Here is an 18,711-nt window from a genome sequence, read left to right as displayed (position 1 = left end):
CGCTAACCTGCTACCCCGACGCCGATCCTGTGCAAGCAAACATTTTGACGGCCCTGAAACAGGAACTGTGCACAAAATGTAACCCAAGAAGCATCCAATGTTTCCTATAGGAAACATTTGAAATACCCCTGAAATGACTGCTTGAGGCTTTCGATCAGACGGTGGTCCGGAAGAACAGCTCCGCCACGCGGGCCAAACTCCTGGGATCTTCCACTCCGCACAGTTCACGCGCAGAATGCATGGACAGCAAAGGGATGCCTACATCCACCGTCCGGATACCCAGGCGGGTTGCGGTCAAGGGGCCGATGGTGGAGCCGCACGGAAGATCGTTGTTGGAAACGTACTCCTGATACGGCACATCAGCGTCATCGCACAGGCGGGCCCACAGAGCAGCTCCCGTGGCGTCCGTGGCGTAGCGCTGGTTGGCGTTGATCTTCAGCAGCGGACCGCCGTTCAGCACGGGCTTGTTTGCGGGGTCGTGCTTCTCCGCGTAATTCGGGTGGACGGCGTGACCGGCGTCCGCAGAAACACAGAACGACGCCGCCAGGGCCTGCCGCCGCTGGCTCGGCGACGCGCCCAGGCCATCCGAGATGCGCACAAGGATGTCCTCCAGAATGGGGCCGCAAGCGCCCGAACGCGAGTTGGAGCCAATCTCCTCATGGTCAAAGGCCGCGAGGACTGCGATCGGTCCATCAGCAGGTGTGGATGAAGCGTGCGCAATCAATGCCACCAAGCCGGCATGCGTGGAGGACAGGTTGTCCATGCGGCCGGAGGCGAAGAACTCTCCCTTGGCCCCGAAAACCGCAGGTGCCTGCGTGTCTGCCACCACGACGTCGTACCCTCCGATGTCAGCAGCATCAACACTGGCGCCTTCAACACGATCGGCCAGCAGCGCCAGGAGATCCTCCCCGGCGGGATCGCCCTGGCCGAAAATGGGATTCATGTGCTGCTGCTTGGACAGGTGCAGGCCATTGTCATTGACCCCGCGGTCCAGGTGAATCGCAAGCTGCGGGAAGCGAAGGAGCGGACCAGTGGCAGTCAGGTGCTGGGTGCCATCGCGCAGCACCAACCGGCCGGCCAACTGCAATTCCCGGTCCAGCCAGGAGTTCAGGAGCGGTCCGCCATATACCTCGACGCCGGCTTGCAACCAACCGAACTTTCCCGTGGTTGGTTTTGGCTTGAGCTTGAAGGACGGCGAATCAGTGTGGGCACCCAGGATGTTGAATCCGGTGGTGGGCCCTGCGTTCCCCGGAGTCACCCAGGCGATCAGCGCGCCATCGCGGATCACATAGAACTTGCCTGCACCGCCATCCCACGGCTGCATTTCATCAAGGCCGGTAAAACCTACCGAATCCAAACGACGCGCGGCTTCGTGGACCGCGTGGAAGCTTGAAGGCGACGCCGAAACGTAAGCGCCGAGATCCGTGATGTGGTCAACTGCTGCGGAGGCATTCGAAGGCATGCCCCCGAGTCTAGTCCCGCTTTCCCGGCCGATCGGCCTATACGGTGACGTTCAGCGCGGCCGTGTAGCCGCCCGCCACGGAACCAGACATAGTCGCCAATTGGTATATGCCGCCGTCGTCACCAAAGACGTTGTCCGAGGTCAGGGTGGTATTGGGGAAATTCCGGGCACTGGATTCGTAGCCGGCAGTGGCATATACCTCCTTGCAGGCCTTATCAGTCAGTGCGATCTGCGAAACCGTCAGCACTTGCCCCGCAGCTGAAGTGTTGCTCATCGATTCGAATACCTCAAAGTGAATATGTGGCCAGCGGCCGTTGTACGCACCTGGATAAATCGTGCTGAAGGTGAGCTGCCCGTTGGCGTCGGTTTCCTGTACCCCACGCAAGTAGTTCTCGTTCTCAAGGCCCGGATCATAGAGCGAGTACTTGCCGTTTTGGTCGCAGTGCCAGGCGTACACGGCAGCCCCAGCCAGCGGGGAGCAACCGTTCGCGTTGTCCAGCAGCGTCAGGGTTACCGTCAGGGGCACGCCCTCGGCCTTGGTGGTGGACGCGCCAAAACTGGACCTGATGTCGCGGCGGACCACCCCTGATGCTTCGAGGACGTTCGGCCCGTTGGAACCGTCTCCGGGATAGGGCCCGAGCGTCTCTTCAGGGATCTCCACACCGCACTCGGCGAGGGCACGGGTGACCGTACTCGACGCCGAAGGCGACGCGGCCGCCGTCGTACTTTCCGTCGCGGTGACGGTAGCGCTGGAAGTGCTCGACGGCGTCGCGCTGCTGCCGTTGCTGCCTCCCGTTCCCGGGGTGCAGGCCGCCAAGGCCGCTGCCGTCCCCGCTCCGAAGAGAACCCCCAGGGTGCGGCGCCGGCTCAACAGGGTGGAGAGGTCGAACTCAAGGCCGCGGTCATGGTTGGGATGCGGCTGGTCCTTGCCGGCAGGTTCCGTGGAGGGCTGTTGAGGAGAAGTCATGCATCCATGAAACGCGCGTCGGCTACGAGTTGTACATGGGAAGACTATGGAGGCGCTGTGAATCCGTGCGACTTCGCACGGGACGGCGTCAGTAATCCGGGTTGCTCGGCACCACGAGCCCGGTTTCGTAGGCGTACACCACAACCTGCACACGGTCCCGGAGCTGCAGCTTGCTGAGGATCCGGCGGACGTGCGTCTTCACGGTAGCCTCCGAGAGGAAGAACTTGTGGGCAATCTCCGCGTTGGACAATCCCTCGGCGATGGTAGTGAGGATCTCGGTTTCCCGCGGAGTGAGTTCATCCAGGAGCGGATCCCTGTGCGGACTTGGCGAGTGGCCGGGGACCACGCCCCCGCGGACGTACGTCTCCAGGAGCCGTTGGGTCACCCGCGGAGCCACCACTGCATCGCCGCTGGCAACGAGCCGTACCGCGTGGACCAGTTCGGACGGGGCAACATCTTTCAGCAGGAATGCCGACGCTCCCGCCTGCAAACCAGTGAAGGCGTATTCATCCAGGTCAAAGGTGGTGAGGATGATGACGCGGGACTCGGAACCGGAATCGGAAATGCGACGCGTCGCCTCAATCCCATCCATGGTGGGCATGCGAACGTCCATCAGCACCACATCCGGTTGGAGGGCGGCAACCTGGCGGACTGCCTCAATCCCATCCGACGCCTCGCCCACCACGTGGAAATCTTCTTCGCCTTCAAGAATGAGCCGGAAGCCCATTCGCAGCAGCGGCTGATCGTCCACGAGCAGCACTTTGATGATCTCGCCTGTCATGATTCCCCCTTGTCACCGTTCCAGCGGAGCTCGGCGTGGACCGCCCAGCCTCCCCGTTTACCTGGACCGGCAGTAACGATTCCAGCATAGATTCCGGCGCGTTCATTCATCCCGGCGATGCCTTGGCCCGTGCCGAGGCTGCCCACGAAGTCGCTGCCACCCTCCCGGGTTCCGCGGCCGTCGTCGAGCACCTCAATGGTGACCCGATCGCCGTCGCGAGCCACCTGTACGTCTACCCGGCCCAGCGAGCGGCCGTACCGCAGCACGTTGGTCAGCGACTCCTGCACAATCCTGTAGACGGTGAGTTCAAAAGCCGGATCTGCGGGCAGGGCAGGCCCGGAATGCGCATAATGCAGCGGCAGGCCCGCCGTCCTGAAGCCCTCAAGTAGTTTGGTGAGATTGTGCCCTGACTCCAGCGGCGTGAGTGGCGCCGGACGCCCGGAATCATCGCGCAGGACACCAAGGACGCGGCGCATGTCTGCCAAGGCAGCACGGCCGGTCCGCGACAGTTCGCTGAGGACTTCCCCGGCACGTTCCGGATCCTTTTTGACCACCACGGCCGCGCCATCGGAGAGGCTGATCATCACCGTCAAAGAGTGCGCCACAACATCGTGCATTTCCCGTGCGATCCGGTTGCGCTCCGTGACCTTGCCCAACTGCGTGGTCCGGGCCGCCCATGCGGCGATCTCGGCCTCGTGCTCTCTGCGCTGGCGAACGGAAATGCCAATTCCCGTGGCCAGGAGGTTGGACAGCATGATGGTGATCGCGGTGGCGATGTTGTTGATCAGGTGGAAGTTCTCCGGAACATCCTGCAGCGTGCCCATCTGACTGGGCGACGTCCACATGAATAAGTACAGGAGGCTCAGCGGCAGGCTTGCAGCAGCAAAAACCACCAAGGCGATCCCGCGCTTCTTGATGGAAGCAAACGCATAGAGCGCGAACCACAGCCCGGCGGAGACGTTTGAGCCCCAGGGGTTCAGGATGGTGGCGGCAACTTCCAACAGGCCGACGGCGGCAACCACCTGTAGGGGGAACCGTCGCCTGAACATCAGCGCAGCTGCGATCAACGCAAGCAGCACCGCCACGGGCCACTTGCCATCAACGATGGAGCTGACGATGGTGGGCAGGGCCAACAGCACGTAGCAAAGAACCACCACAGCATCCATCGCACGAGGCCGCTTGTAGAAGTAGCGGCGGATCCTGCCCCTGCGACGCTGGGCAATTTCAGCGAAGGACGCATCGGCCGCGGGGGCCGATGCGTCCTTCACCTGTGAAGCTTCAGTCATGGATTGAGCCTAGACGGCAGCCCGTCCTAGACGTCCCGCTTTTTGATGACGAACATGGCGGGAATGAAGAAGAGCAGTACGTAACCCAGGAAGATCAGGCCACCCTGCCAGGGGTCAATGATGCCATCAATGTGGCCGATGGAGAGGAATCGGCCGCCGGCCTCACTGGGGATGTACTGGGGAACGTACTTCCAGAAGTCACCGGGTACCAAGGACAGGAAGCCCGATGCAATCGACAGCACGAAGAACAAAGCGACCAGCACGGTCACCCCGCCGGCCGAGTTGCGGAGCAAAGTACCCAGCGAAAGGCCGATCAGGGCCACGCCGGCAACGTAGAGACCGCCGGTGAAGATGCTGTACATCACGCCGTCAGTGGACCAATCAAGGTCAATGTCCAGGCCCTGGAACACCGGCATGGCGATCAGGAACGTGAGCACGGCAGCGATGGTGGTGATGACGTAGGAAATGACCACCAGAATCAGTGCCTTGGCGGCGAAAGCCGGAATGCGCTTGGGAACGGCGTTCATGGTTGAACGGATCATGCCGGTGGCGTACTCGGAAGAGATGAACAAGACCGCAAGGGAGCCAAGAACCAGGGTGCCGATCTGGATGCCGGCGTTGGGCAGGTTGTAAAGGTCAAACCCTGAGCCCGGGGGGAACGACTGCGTCAACATCTCAGGGGTAACCGGCTGACCCGCGTCCTTTGCCTGCTGGATCATCTGATCCAGGAAGGTAAAGCGGATGAGCACGGCAAGGGCGCCGACACCGACCGTGGCAATCAGGGTCACGGCAAGAAGAATGACGGTGGACGTGAGGGAGCGGAGCTTGATCCACTCGGACTTCACAACTCCGCCGAAGGTGACTCCGCGGACGCCTGCGGATGCGTGGGCGGGCGCGTTGGTGCGGTTTTCAGTCAATGTGCTCATCGTCCTTACTTTCCTTCCGGGGCAGCAGCGACCGGCTCGCCGGACATGTGCGAGTGGTACTCCACCTCATCCTTGGTCAGGTTGAAGTAGGCGTCTTCGAGGGACGAAACCTGCGGGGTCAGTTCGTAGACCAACACGTTGTTGTCCAGGGCTACCTGGGCAATGTCACGCGGCTGCAGGCCTGTTACCTCAAGGGTTTCAGTCTGGCTCTGATCAACGCGGACCCCATCTCCCACGAGCAGGGCGGACAGTTGGCTCGCGGCGGCAGTCCGCACCAGGGTTTTGGCTTGCTGGGCGCCTTCAATGATGTCCTGCACAGGAGCGTCGGCGATGATCCGTCCCCGACCAATCACAATCAGGTGGTCGGCAGTCTGCGACATTTCGCTCATCAGGTGGGAGGAGAGGAAGACGGTCTTACCTTGGCTCGCAAGGTACCGGACAAGGTTACGGACCCAGAGGACGCCTTCGGGGTCCAGTCCGTTGACCGGCTCGTCCAGGATCAGGGTTTGCGGATCACCCAGCAGCGCAGCCGCGATTCCCAGCCGCTGCCCCATGCCCAGCGAGAACCCGCCGGCCTTCTTCTTGGCCACGGCACCAAGGCCCGTCATTTCAATGACTTCGTGGACCCGAGAGGTGGGAATGCTGTGTGTTGCGGCCATGGCCAGCAGGTGATTGTAGGCACTGCGGCTCGTGTGGACGGCCTTGGCATCCAGGAGCGCCCCCACCTGGTGGAGAGGCGCCTTGTGCTGCGCATAGTGGAGGCCGTTGACCGTGACGTCTCCGGACGTGGGACGGTCAAGCCCCATGATCATGCGCATGGTGGTGGACTTGCCGGCACCGTTCGGGCCCAGGAAGCCCGTCACGCGGCCGGCCTGGACAGTGAAACTGACACCGCCAACGGCGGTCTTCTCGCCGTAGACCTTTGTCAGGCCTTTTGCTTCGATCATGGAAGCGTTCCCTCCTCGGAGCACACATGCGTGTGCAGGTGAGTTTTGAATGTACTCACCACGGTACTCACGGAGGGGAAGTAAATCGCCTGTCTCAGGGATGATTCAGGGTCAAGTCAGGGTAGTCCTCGCGGATGACGCGCGGGGCGTCACAGCACATCAGTCGGCAGGCAATGGCGAGTACACGCGTAGTTCGCGCGGTTTCACCGCAAACGTTGCACGGCGGACTCCGGGCTTCGGTTCGCCATCCACCGCCAGAACCAAGGGTTCCCCCACAGCTTCAACCGCGATGGTGGTGGCTTCGGTCAGATGGGTGACCTTGGACGCTGCGACGGTGCCTGTCACCACCGCCCAGAGCAAGCGAAGACGGGCAAAGGGCTCGTCCGCTGTAATCATGCGAACGTCCAGGACACCGTCGTCGAGCACAGGCCTGCGAAGCGGCGCATGGTCACGGGGGTAATAGCGGCCCCGGCCCAGGTACAGGATCCACAGTTTGTGCTTCACCCCATCCACGGTAAGGGTGGTGGGCGAGTTCACGCCGAATGTGCGGAGCGATGCCGCCAGCCCAGCCAGCGGCTTGCCGAGCGCTGGCTGCAGGCGCTCACGCCTGCGGACCAGATTCGGATACACGCCAACACTGGCAGTATTCAACATGGCCAGCTCGGTTGTCTCCGGCACATCAGGCAGCCCCCGCTGCATCACAACGTGCCCCAGATCAACGGTGGCTGCGTGCCCTTTGGTCACAGCCTCCACAGCGTCGTCGATCGAGCTGGTGCCCAGATCGCGGGCGAAGTGGTTGAGGGTTCCGCCCGGGAGAACCAGGAGCGGGAGTGAATGCCCGACGGCGGCAGCGGCGGCTGTGCCAACCGTCCCGTCACCGCCCCATACGCCCAGCGCAACGGTGCCTGGACGGGTTGCTGCGGCGTCCATTTCGGCAGCGATGTCTTCGCCTTCGGCAATTTCGTGAATATGCGCCTTTGGGAATATACCCCTCAGTAATTCGCCAGTCTCAGGGGTGTAGGAACCACCCATGACGTTGACAGCAATGCTCAGGCCCTCGCCGTCGTGAATTGCGGGCGCCTCCACCGGAGTGCGGCGAGGCGTTGGCTCCGGCGGCCTGGCAGGCCACCACTTCCGGGTTACCAGCGCTGCGCCTGCCCCGAGAGCGGAGCCCAGCACCACATCCGAGGGCCAATGAGCGCCTGTGTGCACGCGGGAGTAAGCCACCCCCGCTGCGATAGGGGCAAGGGCAATTCCGAGGGCGGGGGACACTATTCCGGTGCCCACAGCGAAGGCAACTGCGGATGCGGAATGGCCGGAAGGCATGGAGGAACTGGTTGGCTGGGGATTCACGAAGCGGAACAGGGGCAGATGCTCGGGACGGGGCCTGGTCCGGGGGAGAGCCCGCTTGAAGATGACGTTGGTGACGCCTGAGGCGACACCCAACGCGAGGAGACCATGAACGGCTGCCCTGCGTGGCTTGCCAGGGAACGCGGCCATGATCCCGGCTATGCCAAACCAGAGTTTCCCCTTGGTGGCAGCGGCAGAGAGCCTGCGGAAGAAGACATCGTGATCGCCTTGGGGTTGCCGGGACACGGCCCGAACCAGGAAATGGTCCAACCGTGCAACCCGTTTGGGACCCTTGCCCACGAAGCCTCGCATCCCAACACAGTAACCCTTGCTGCCTGCTCCAGCCGCGTGCCACCGCCGGAGCAGGCAAGGTTTTAGGCCGGGCTGCCATGGCTACGATGTAGTGATGGTTCGCAACATCCTTCGGACTCAACGGCCCGACTGGCAGTTGATAACCCCTGGCCTGCTCCTGCTGTGCGCCTTCGCGGTTCCGGCCGCCATGCTGCTGGGAGGGCAAGGCGAGCCGGCCTTCAACGGTGTGGACACCATATGGCAGGCATACTCATTTACCTTGCACTCGCCATTCTGGGATGACGTGAACGCGGTCCTCAATTGGGCCGGTTATGTGGGAGTACTGATCTTCCACGCGCTGCTCGCGGTCTTCTTGCTGGTGTTTCAACGCCCCATGACAGCCGTCTTCGCTGCGGCTTCGGGCATCTCAGTTTTGGCCGTCACTCAGCTTGCCAAGGCAGTGGTCGGCCGGAGCCGCCCCGAAGGCGCCGAAGTCTTGACCGACACAGGCTCATACCCATCGGGGCATGTATCTGCCACGACGGCTTTCCTGATGGTCCTGGTGTTCCTGATCGGACGTTGGTGGATCAACGTGCTGGCGGTGCTGGGTGTGGTCGTCATGATGATCAACCGCACTTACCTGTCGGCCCATTGGCTCAGCGATGTCCTAGGCGGGGCGTACCTGGCAGCTGGAGTGGTACTGCTGATGTGGTGGCGATTCCGGAAGATATGCCTTATGGAGAATGCTGCTCGGAAGCCTCTTCGGAGGGCAAAGGCTTCGCGACGCCTGCAAGCAGGAGAGCGAGCAGAATAGGCGCCCCGATGGCCAGCAAGGCCAGGTGGATTCCTGTGTGGTCGCCGAGGTAGCCCAAGAGCGGCGGTCCAGCAAGGAACGCGATGTAGCCGATGGTGGAAACCACGGAAACGCGGGCCGCGGCATGCTTGGGGTCGTCCGCCGCGGCTGACATGCCCATGGGGAATGCCAGGGCAGCACCGATACCCCACAGTGCGGCGCCGACACCGGCCAGGATCACATTGCCGGCGAACACGAACAGCGCCAAGCCCACTGCGGCTGCTGCCATGCTGGCCCGGAGGACGCTGACCCGGCCAAACTTGTCGATTGCCTTCCCGCCCAGGAACCTCATGATGGTCATCGCAAGAACAAAGAGTGCAAACAGCAGCGCGCCCGTGGACTCGGATGCGCCGAGACCATCCACGGCAGCCTTGGCGATCCAGTCATTGCCCGCACCCTCAGTGAGGGTGGCACCCAGAACCACGACGCCGATGAGCAGCGTCCTGGCATCCCGCCAAGCCGTGGGGCCCTTCTCAGCCGGCACGCCGGCGTCGTTGGTTTCCGCAACCTGGTGCGGCAGGAAGTACTTGGGGACGGTCAGTGCAAGGGTGACGGCAATGGCAGCGATAACCAGCAGGTGTTCAGGGAGCCCAACGCCAAGCTGGGAAAGGCCGGCGCCGATCAACGCACCCAGAAAGGCGCCACCTGAGAATGCTGCGTGGAATTGCGGCATGATGGTGCGCTTGAGACGGTGCTCGACATCCGCGCCTTCAATATTCTGGGCCACATCCCACAGGCCGATACCGATGCCGAAGAAGAACAACGCAACGGCCGTTGCTGGAACCGACGCGGCCATCAGCGAGAAAGCAATGGCCGCACCCGCGGCCCCCGCCACGATTCCCGCTACCCGGACCGTATTCGCGGTGCCGATCCTGCCTACCACCCAGCCTGCCGACGGCAGAGCCAGCAAGGACCCGACCGCGGTGCAGAGCAGCAGGGTGCCCATCTGGCCGGATGTCAGGCTGAGAGCTTCAGTGACGGCCGGGATGCGCGCAGCCCAACTGGCGAAGACCAAACCATTCATGCCGAAGATCAGGAAGGTCGCCACCGCCGCGGCGTTGACGCTTTTGGTGCTTTTGATGCTGGTGGTCATGCAATCACAACTTCCACGGAGAGTTTGGTGAGCCGGGCAAGATCTTCGGGGGATGGCTTGAGGTCTGTCACGATCACGTCCACGGTATCCATGGCTGCCACCAAGGCCACCGCGCTGGCATTCCATTTGCTGCCTGACGAGGCCACGATGACCCGGGCCGCGGATTCCAGGCCCGCGCGCTTCACTGCAGCATCGTCAAGATCGTGGGCCAGCAGGCCGTCTTTGAGGTTCAGTGCGCAAGGGGTCACGACGGCGGTGTCGAACCTCAGCGAGCGGATGTTGGCTTCGGTCATGGGTCCCCGGAAGGATTGCTCGCCCGGCACAAGGCTGCCTCCGGGGAGGATGAGCTCAGGTGTCCGACCGGACGCGTTGGCCGTCAAGGCCTCCACACCGTGCAAAGACATGGGCATTACCGTGAGCTCGCGATGACTGAACCGGCGCGCAATTTCCGTGGCCGTCGATCCGCTATCCAGCCACACATGGGCCCTGTCCTTGACGAGCTGGTCAACAACGCCGGCGATGCGCGTCTTGGCTTGGTGGTCTTCCAGCTCGCGCTGACCGTAGCCGGGGTTGTCTCCGCGTGCCAGCAAGCTGCGGGCACCACCATGGACGCGCTTCAGGACTCCATGTGCCGCGAGGACTTCCAAGTCCCTGCGGATGGTGGCCCCCGAGGCTCCCGTAACGTCCACGAGTTCTTCAACGGTGGCTTCTTCGCGTGTGCGCAGCAGCTCGCCTATGAGCCGGTGGCGGTCAGCAGTTCCCATGATTCAACCGTAACAAGGAATGCTCACTTAATCATCATGAATGATCATTTACGCACCGACGCTCCCTCACCGTTGGTGGCCTAAAGCCCGACGCTCTCTCACCGTTAGTGGCTAAAGGGCCCGACGCTCTCTCACCGTTAGTGGCTAAAGGGCCCGACGCTCTCTCACCGTTGGTGGCTTAAAGCGGAACGCTCTCGCAGCCAGTGCGAGAGCGTTCGCGGAAAAGTACCGAAAGGTGAGAGAGGGTCCGTGGTTAGCGGGCGCGCTCCACGCGCTTCTCGTCCCAGACTGGTTCCTCGGATTCATAGACCTTGCCGTCAGAACCAAAGATGAGGAAGCGGTCAAAGGACTTGGCGAACCAGCGGTCGTGCGTGACCGCCAGGACGGTGCCTTCGAAGGAGTCGATGGCACGCTCCAATGCCTCACCCGAGTGCAGGTCCAGGTTGTCGGTCGGCTCGTCCAGCAACAGAAGAGTCGCACCGGACAGCTGCAGGAGCAGGATTTGGAAACGTGCCTGTTGGCCACCGGACAGGGACTCGTACTTCTGCTCGGACTGACCGGCCAGGCCATAAGAATCAAGGGCGCCGGCTGCGGCCTCACGGGCGAGCCCGGACCGGTGTTCGTCGCCTCGATGCAGGATCTCCAGCAGGGTTCGGCCCAGGAGGTCGGGACGGACGTGGGTCTGCGCGAAGAACCCGGGCCGGATGCGGGCGCCCAGTTTCACAGTCCCTTCGTGCGGTACTTCCGCGATCACGACGTCGGACACCGGCAGGTGCTCCCGCTCGGGATCGGTGCCACCGGTGGCGAGCAGGCGCAGGAAGTGGCTCTTCCCTGAACCGTTGGAACCCAGCACGCCAACGCGGTCGCCAAACCAGATCTCCGTAGAGAAAGGCTTCATAAGCCCTGTCAGTTCAAGCTTCTGGGCCACGACAGCCCGCTTGGCGGTACGTCCACCCTTGAGCCGCATCTTGACGTTCTGCTCGATCGGCAGTGCCTCAGGCGGACCAGCCTCCAGGAACTTGGCAAGGCGGGTCTGCGCTGCCTGGTACCTGTTGGCCATGTCGGAGCGGAACGCGGCCTTGTTCTTGTACATATTGACGAGTTCCTTGAGCTTGATGTGCTCCTCGTCCCAGCGTTTCCGGAGTTCCTCAAAACGGGCGTTGCGATCGGCACGAGCCTCGACGTAGGTCCCGAAGCCGCCACCGTGGATCCATGCTGATGCGCCATTGATACCGGGCTCCAGCGTGACGATGCGGCTGGCCGCGTTGTTGAGCAGCTCGCGGTCGTGGCTGATGAACAGCACGGTCTTCTTGGACTCGTTGAGCTTGCTTTCCAGCCAGCGTTTGCCGGGAACGTCCAGGTAGTTGTCCGGTTCGTCGAGGAGGAGAAGCTCATCCGGGCCAGCGAACAGGGCTTCCAGGACCAGGCGCTTCTGCTCTCCACCGGACAGGGTGGAGGCGCGGCGGAACTGCGCTTTATCGAACGAGATCCCCAAGGCTGCCATGCAGACCTCGTCCCAGACGGTCTCAAGGTCGTAGCCGCCGGCATCTCCCCAGTCCACGATCGCCTGCGCGTACTTCATCTGGGTGGGTTCGTCATCGTGCTCCATCATGGCGAGCTCGGTTTCCTCCACCGCCTTGGCAGCTGCTGCGAGGCCTGCCTGGGCAGTGGACACCAGAAGATCCCGGACCGTGGATTCGTCGCGGACCTGACCCACAAACTGCCGCATGATGCCCATGTTCCCCGAGCGTCCAACAACACCCTCATCCGGCGTGAGGTCACCGGAGATGATCTTGAACAGCGTGGTTTTGCCCGTTCCGTTGGGCCCGATCAGCGCCGTCTTGGTGCCGTCGGGGACCTTGAAGGTCACGCCGTTGAGCAGTTGGGTGCCGTCGGAGAGAAAGTAGTCGATGCCGGAAACGTCAATATGGGCCACGTTTCAATCCTCCCACGGCGCGGTATCAGTGCTCGACGGCGGTGCTTGGTGCCGCCGTCAGGCCCTGTCAGCCTGCGGCAGTAAGGAACGACTTCAACAGAGGTCCACTGGTTGTTGCGCCCAGTCCGCCGTCTTCAACGAACACTGCAACCGCCAAATCCCCGTGCGTGGCCACAATCCAGGCGTGCGTCTTGGGCGGGTTCTCATTGCCGAATTCGGCCGTGCCCGTCTTGGCCCCCACAGGGGTGCCCGGAACCTGCGCGAGGAAGCCGGCGTGACCGGATGTCACCACCGCACGCATCATGTCGGCCAGCGCAGCGGCTTCTTCTTTGGTGATTGGTTTGGTGGATGCCGGGGCAACGCTTGCCGGATCCGACGCGGACGACGGCGATGCGGTGCCACTCTCCGTGGGGGTTGCAGCAGCGCTGGGGTTCTGTGCTGCATCAGCGTTGAGGACCAACTGTGGAGAAACAGGAGCGCCGTTGGCAACTGAGGCGGCCATGACCGCCGCTGAGAGTGGCGAGAAGAGCACCTTGCCCTGGCCGATCATGGAAGCGGCGTGCTCGGTGCCTTCGGCGGCGCCTGGGACGGAGCCCAGGAAAGCGTCGGCGCCAAGCTGGGGAGCCTCCACAGCCACACCCAGAGCTTGGGCGGCTGCCTCAAGTTGATCCTGGCTGACTGTCTCGCGGGCATTGATGAAAGCCGTGTTGCAGGAATGCGCGAACGCGTCACGCAAGGCGACGGAACCAAGCGAGGATTCAGGGTAGCCCTCGGCATTCTTGAACGTGCGGCCGTCGACAGTCAGCGTGGACGGGCACTCCACCTTGGAATCCGGGGTGGCACCGTTGCGGAACATCGCCAGGGAATCAACAATTTTGAAGGTTGATCCTGGAGCGTACTGGCCCAAGAGTGCAGTGTTGTAACCGTTGCTGCCCGGACCGGAGGCGGCCGCCAGAACCGCACCGGTGGATGGCTTGAGGGCCACGATAGCTGAAGCGGGTCCTACACCAGCCAGCGTCTCTTCAGCGAGCTGCTGCAGTTTCAGGTCCAAGGTAGTTTTAAGCGTTGTTCCGGGTGCGGGAAGGGAGGAGAAGAACACCTTCGTGCCGGGAGTCTCCCCCTCAGCCTTCGCCTGGGTACTGGCAATGACCTCCACGCCGTCCTTGCCGCGCAGCAAGGAGTCGTACTTCTGCTGCAGACCGCCCGTTCCCGTGGTGTCACCGGCCCGCAAAGCTCCGTTGGACTTCTCTATCTGCTCTGCACTGGCCTGGCCAACGCTGCCCAACAAGGCACGCGCAAAGGTCCTGGTGGGAGCAAGCGCCATGGAATCCAGGATGCTCACGCCGCCGGGGATGGCATTGATCTTTGCTTCTGTGATGTCCGCGGTGTAGGCGCGGAGAACAAGGCCTTCCACAAAGGCTTGCGGCCCGGAGGCAGCAACCTGCTTGGCGTACTCCTCTGCTTCCAGTCCTAGGAGCGCCGCCATGGCACGAGCGGAAGCATCCGCCTGGTCGGCAGGAACCTTGGTCTTGTCGATGCCAACCCGGAAAACCGGCCGGTCCTCCACAATCGGGGCGTCACCGGCGCCCAGGATCTGGCCGCGCTGGGCAGGGACAGTCTTGACGGAGAGAGTCTCGCCATCGGAGAGCTGCGGCGCCAGCAGGCCCGGATTCCATTGAACGGCCCACTTGTCTCCGGACTTCTTGAGGGTGGCGTCGGAGGTGTACTCCCACTTGCCCGAGCCAATGTTCCAGCTGTAGTTCAAGGGGAAAGTGGCGGTGTCGCCGTCGAGCTTTACACCGCCCGACTGCACCGATGGCTTGGCATCAAGCCCTCCGAAGACGGCCTTCAGTTCGTCGTTGGCCGCGGCAGCGTCCTTGCCGGCAACGGCGAGCGAACCGACGTCGAGCGCCGACAGCGAGGAGGCGAGCTGCTTGGCTGCTCCCTCCGCACCGGCGCGGCCGTCATCACAGGCGGTGAGAGAGCCAGCCATCACGAGTGTTACCAGACCAAGGACCAAACCCTGCTGCATTTTCATTTTCCCCATTTGCGACATTATGCCCCGTTCCCCTGACAGTTTCTTGTTGTGCCCGGCAAACGGACAGCCGCCGCTTGCCACCTGGGGAACAGGCAGCAAACGACGGCTGTCAGGACAAGCTGCTTACGGTGCGCAGGTGAACTTGGCATCACCCCACACCCCGTGCGCGCCGTTGATGGAACCCGATGGATCCACTACCAGCTCCACGTACGCTGCACCGGTCAGATCCACGGACACGGATTCCGGAGCGAACCCGGGCGTGTAGGTGCGCGACTGGTATTTATTCACACCATCGGCGTTGACCTTGAAGATGATATTGCCGCCGAACCCACTTTCAAGCCCCACCTGGGACGTGAAGGACGTGCATTTGCCGCCCAGGTAATAGGTGATCCTGGAGGCAGCGTGAACGCCAAGTCCCTTGGTGAAGACGGGCTGCTGACCGGTGGCCGGGTCGGTGTAGTTGATGGACAACGCCTTGTCCGGAGACGACGCCGAGTCCTTGTTCGCCACGTTCTTGCCGATCACACCGTAACCGTTAAGCGCCTGGACCCAAGGGGTTTCTGAGGCGTACACCGAGCCGTGCGGAACGTCCGGAAGAGGCTGCGAAGTCACCTTCCAATCAAAGAACTTCACCCGCGTCTCGGTGGGCAAGGTGACGGAGGCCAGTTCTTTGGTGGGGTTGAGCCGGACAGTGTTGGAGAACGCCTGGTACTTGTACTGCGTGTACTCCGGCGACGGACCGTTGGCGTTGTTCCGGCCCTGCTCCGAGACCGCAAGCACGGCCCCGTTCAGTACCGAAGGCTGCAACCAGTTGGGGAAGAAAATGGGTTGTTTTTCCATGCTTCCATCGGCATATGTCAGGGTGAGTATGGGACTCGTACCGTTGCCCACGGCGGCTGATCCGAGGACAGCCAGGTGCGTGCCCTTGCCTTTGACGGCGATGGTCTGCGCGGAGAGCGCCACCGAGTTGGGGACGTCAGGGCCCACCGCCGGCCATGTGTAGTCAACCTGCGTTGGCTTACCGGCGTCCACCGTAACCGTGCTGCCGGGCCGGACACCGCCTGCCGGAACCGTGGCAGCAGCCAGCTGCTCGGCGGCGAAGGTGGCGCCTCCGCCGTCGAAGTTTCCGGTGGCCTTGCCGGCCACGGTGGTGACGGACACGGTGTTGTATGCGGCTGCCAAGGAACCGTAGGCGACATAGATCTGGTTGCCGCCGGTTACGGACTGACTGGATCCGGATGCAGCGTACGACGCCGATACCCGCACGGTCTGTTGGCCCGCCTTCGCGCTGGTCCCCGGCTTGATAACGAACGTGGCGGTTGCAGTAGCGCCGCCTTCCACCTTGGCGGCGGTTGCGCCGGAGGAAGACACCACAGTCCAGCCCTCAGGGAGCACCGGAGTCAGCACCACGTTGCTCTTTGCCTTGGTTCCAGTGTTCACGAAAGCCGCGGTGACGGTTGTTTCCTGGTCCTGGAAGACCTGCTGACCGGTGGTTACACGAACCTCGGCTGCGGTGTCCTCCTGGCTCTTGCCGCCCAGCGGACCAGCCTGCTGGAGCTGGACTGTGGCGGACTGGTTGGAAGCGATGGACCCTGTCTTCACCCAGATGGTGCCGTTGTTGGCCTCATCGAAGTACCAGCCGGTTGCTGCTGCGGCGTAGGCGGCCTGGGTGGAGTGCTGGGCCAGCTTGGTGCCGCCGATCTTGACGTCCTTGGGTGCTGCGCCGGCGTGGACTTTCAGCTCGTAGGGACGGGCTGCAGCCTTACCGGTGTATTCGCCCTTCCGTTCGCCGATGGAGACCTTGACGCTGCTGTTGCCCTTGCCCGGGGCGTCCACTGCGAACACCTGGCTGGACGATTTTCCGTCTTTGAATTCGCGGGTGACCTTGTCATCCTCGTAGAGCGTGAAGCTGTCCTGGCCTTGAGCGTAAACGTCCAAAGTGATCATGGAATCTTCCGGAACCAAAGATGCGTTGCGCGCCACGATGCCTTGCGGGATCACCGCTCCAGCACGGACGAACACCGGCAGCTTATCCAGCGGCGCGTTGTAGCCGTTCAGGATCTGGCCGCCCTGGTAGAGCTTGCCGGTCCAGTAATCCACCCACTGCTGGCCCGCCGGGAGGAATATCCCGTTGCGGACATCGGTCTGGGTAAAGACCGGTGCCACCAGGAAATCGGAGCCCAGCATGAACTGGTTGTTTGCCTCGGCACCGTAGGACCACTCTTGCTCGGGGAACTCGAGGGCCATGGACCGCATCATCGAGACACCACTGGTGGACGACTCCTGGGCCAATGTGTAGATGAACGGCATGAGTTGCTGGCGGAGCTGCAGGTACTGGCGGTTGATGGCCGTAGCTTCGTCACCGTAGAGCCAGGGACGCTTGTCAGTGGCTGCCCAGCCGGACATGGAGTACAGCGCCGGAGCAAAGGCCTTCCACTGGAGGTCGCGGACGTAGGACTCGGGGGAGCCGCCGAAGATGCCGTCGACGTCGCCCGTGGTGAATGCCAAACCCGAGTTCCCGGCGCCGGTGAGGGCCGAGACCTGCCAGCGGACGGCGTCGAGGTTTCCGGAATGGTCTCCCGTCCACTGCATGCCGCAGCGCTGGGAGCCGGCCCATCCCTCCACCATCAGCGAGGTGCCGCGGGCGTTCGAGTACTGTTCGATTCCACCGTGGGCGGCTTCGCAACCGGTGAGAGCCTGGCGGTAGCCCTGGCCAACCCACGCAACGTCCAGCTTGCGGAGCCGTACGCCGGCCTCGCCCACTTCGTATTCCTGGTTGGTCAGGGAGCGCTGCGTCCAGAGACCAACCTTGAGGTCGGTTTCTTCCTCGATGTTGCTCACTGTTTCCGGAAGTTGCTGGTATTCGCAGCCGTAGCCATCGTTGACCAGCATCCAACCCGCGGGCATGTCGTTCTCAACGAACTTCCGCGCCGTCTTGATGGCGTCAGGGGTTTTCTGCTTGGCGCCATCGGGATCGCCGTAACCGGAGGACGAATAGCCCGGGTTGGAGCGGTTGTAGCAGTCCGCGTCGCCGTATTCGAGGGCATACACCGGGGGCATCATGGGCTTGCCGGTCAACGTGGTGTAGGCGCCGAGGGACTGCTTGTAATCGCCCACGAAGTAGTAGGCGTCGAAGCGCTTTTCCTCGTGCGTGGTGGTGGGTTGGCCGGCAAAGTCATAGGAGCCGCGGGCAAACGTGTCGCGCAGGACGCCGTAGCCCTTGGAGGACATGTAGTACGGCACTGCATTGGGGTAGCCGTCGTCGTCCCAGTCGAAGTTCTTGGCGATGTTGATCAGTGCACCGGTGTGGACGGAGCGGCCATTCTGCATGCCGCCGCCGATGAACTGTTCGCCGTCCTGCTGGACGAGGTGCTGTGTTGCCGAGTTCGCGCCGAACGTGATGGGCGCTGACTCTTCCAGGACCAGGGACCCGTCTGCCCGCACAACGCGGAGCTGGGTGGTGGCCTTGTTGATCTCAACGCTGATCTTGGCAGTCTTCAGGACCAGCCAGTCGCCGTCAGTGACCGTCGGAGCGACACCGGGGAACTTGTCTTTGCCCACCACAATGTTGGCTGTCCGGGCGGGGTCGCCTTGGTCCGTATTGGCTGGATCCGTGAACTTTCCGCTGGGATCGGCTTCCAATCGGAAGTTGCCGTCGTCCAGGAACGTCACCCGAATGGCGCCCTTATCAGTGGAGAGGTCGACGACGTTTCCGGACTGGGAGAAGCTCGTCACCGCTCCCAGGGGTGCTCCGGCGGCATCAACAGGTACTTCGGGGGTGACGGCTTTGACGGTCGCGGGATCACCCGGAGCGGCATTCGCGGCCGCTGTGAAGGTCAGTGCGGGAATGGCTCCCGCGAGAAGGAGGGAGGCAAGGCCGAGTGACGCGGCCTTCCTGGCCAAGGAACCTTTTTTGGTGCGTCCGGAGCTGATGGGGGCAGCTCCGGACAGACCCAAGGAGGGTGCGGACATGTGGGGCCAACTTTCGACGAGTGACATTTTGTGATCTAACTCATA

General features: G+C 62.7%; 13 protein-coding genes. 1 reads left to right on the top strand and 12 read right to left on the bottom strand.

All coding sequences use genetic code 11. The annotated features are described in order from the left end of the window. Positions 1 to 154: 154 nt before the first annotated feature. The 7 genes from BLW08_RS13850 to BLW08_RS13820 form a co-directional block, all read right to left on the bottom strand. Complete coding sequence (locus BLW08_RS13850; protein ID WP_091325782.1) at positions 155 to 1,462, bottom strand: M18 family aminopeptidase; 1,308 nt, start codon at positions 1,460 to 1,462, stop codon at positions 155 to 157. A gap of 37 nt (positions 1,463 to 1,499) precedes the next feature. Continuing rightward, on the bottom strand, positions 1,500 to 2,429 hold the full coding sequence (locus tag BLW08_RS13845) for an intradiol ring-cleavage dioxygenase (protein ID WP_091325780.1): 930 nt from the start codon (positions 2,427 to 2,429) through the stop codon (positions 1,500 to 1,502). A gap of 88 nt (positions 2,430 to 2,517) precedes the next feature. Continuing rightward, positions 2,518 to 3,210, bottom strand: coding sequence for a response regulator (locus BLW08_RS13840; protein ID WP_090822087.1), 693 nt, complete (start codon positions 3,208 to 3,210; stop codon positions 2,518 to 2,520). Next, complete coding sequence (locus BLW08_RS13835; protein ID WP_091325778.1) at positions 3,207 to 4,496, bottom strand: sensor histidine kinase; 1,290 nt, start codon at positions 4,494 to 4,496, stop codon at positions 3,207 to 3,209. Before BLW08_RS13835 ends, BLW08_RS13840 begins: the two co-directional genes overlap by 4 nt. Positions 4,497 to 4,522: 26 nt before the next feature. Further along, positions 4,523 to 5,422: an ABC transporter permease gene (locus BLW08_RS13830; protein ID WP_090822091.1), complete on the bottom strand. Its 900-nt coding sequence runs from the start codon at positions 5,420 to 5,422 to the stop codon at positions 4,523 to 4,525. 5 nt (positions 5,423 to 5,427) lie between these two features. Continuing rightward, entirely contained in the window at positions 5,428 to 6,369 is a 942-nt protein-coding gene (locus BLW08_RS13825) for an ABC transporter ATP-binding protein (protein ID WP_091325776.1), read from the bottom strand. 159 nt (positions 6,370 to 6,528) lie between these two features. Then, positions 6,529 to 8,031: a bifunctional phosphatase PAP2/diacylglycerol kinase family protein gene (locus tag BLW08_RS13820; protein WP_091325775.1), complete on the bottom strand. Its 1,503-nt coding sequence runs from the start codon at positions 8,029 to 8,031 to the stop codon at positions 6,529 to 6,531. 94 nt (positions 8,032 to 8,125) lie between these two features. Between BLW08_RS13820 and BLW08_RS13815 the strand changes: the two genes are divergently transcribed. Next, positions 8,126 to 8,824 carry a phosphatase PAP2 family protein gene (locus BLW08_RS13815; protein WP_091325773.1) on the top strand — a complete coding sequence of 233 codons (699 nt, stop codon included), beginning with the start codon at positions 8,126 to 8,128 and terminating at the stop codon, positions 8,822 to 8,824. Here the strand turns inward: BLW08_RS13815 and BLW08_RS13810 are convergent. The 5 genes from BLW08_RS13810 to BLW08_RS13790 form a co-directional block, all read right to left on the bottom strand. Continuing rightward, positions 8,745 to 9,956 carry an MFS transporter gene (locus tag BLW08_RS13810; protein ID WP_091325771.1) on the bottom strand — a complete coding sequence of 404 codons (1,212 nt, stop codon included), beginning with the start codon at positions 9,954 to 9,956 and terminating at the stop codon, positions 8,745 to 8,747. The genes BLW08_RS13815 and BLW08_RS13810 overlap by 80 nt on opposite strands. After that, positions 9,953 to 10,720, bottom strand: coding sequence for a DeoR/GlpR family DNA-binding transcription regulator (locus BLW08_RS13805; protein WP_091325770.1), 768 nt, complete (start codon positions 10,718 to 10,720; stop codon positions 9,953 to 9,955). The genes BLW08_RS13810 and BLW08_RS13805 overlap by 4 nt, the downstream gene beginning before the upstream one ends. A 253-nt stretch (positions 10,721 to 10,973) precedes the next feature. Next, positions 10,974 to 12,656, bottom strand: a complete 1,683-nt coding sequence (locus tag BLW08_RS13800) for an ABC-F family ATP-binding cassette domain-containing protein (protein ID WP_062072182.1) — start codon at positions 12,654 to 12,656, stop codon at positions 10,974 to 10,976. A gap of 67 nt (positions 12,657 to 12,723) precedes the next feature. Continuing rightward, positions 12,724 to 14,703 (bottom strand): penicillin-binding transpeptidase domain-containing protein, encoded by a 1,980-nt coding sequence (locus BLW08_RS13795; protein WP_175538703.1) that lies wholly within the window; start codon positions 14,701 to 14,703, stop codon positions 12,724 to 12,726. 114 nt (positions 14,704 to 14,817) lie between these two features. Further along, entirely contained in the window at positions 14,818 to 18,693 is a 3,876-nt protein-coding gene (locus tag BLW08_RS13790) for an NPCBM/NEW2 domain-containing protein (RefSeq protein ID WP_254779861.1), read from the bottom strand. Positions 18,694 to 18,711 lie beyond the last annotated feature (18 nt).

This window comes from Arthrobacter sp. cf158 (assembly GCF_900106835.1).
Lineage (GTDB): Bacteria > Actinomycetota > Actinomycetes > Actinomycetales > Micrococcaceae > Arthrobacter.
Note: the sequence above shows the minus strand (reverse complement) of the source record. Positions and strands in the feature narration are given on the sequence as shown.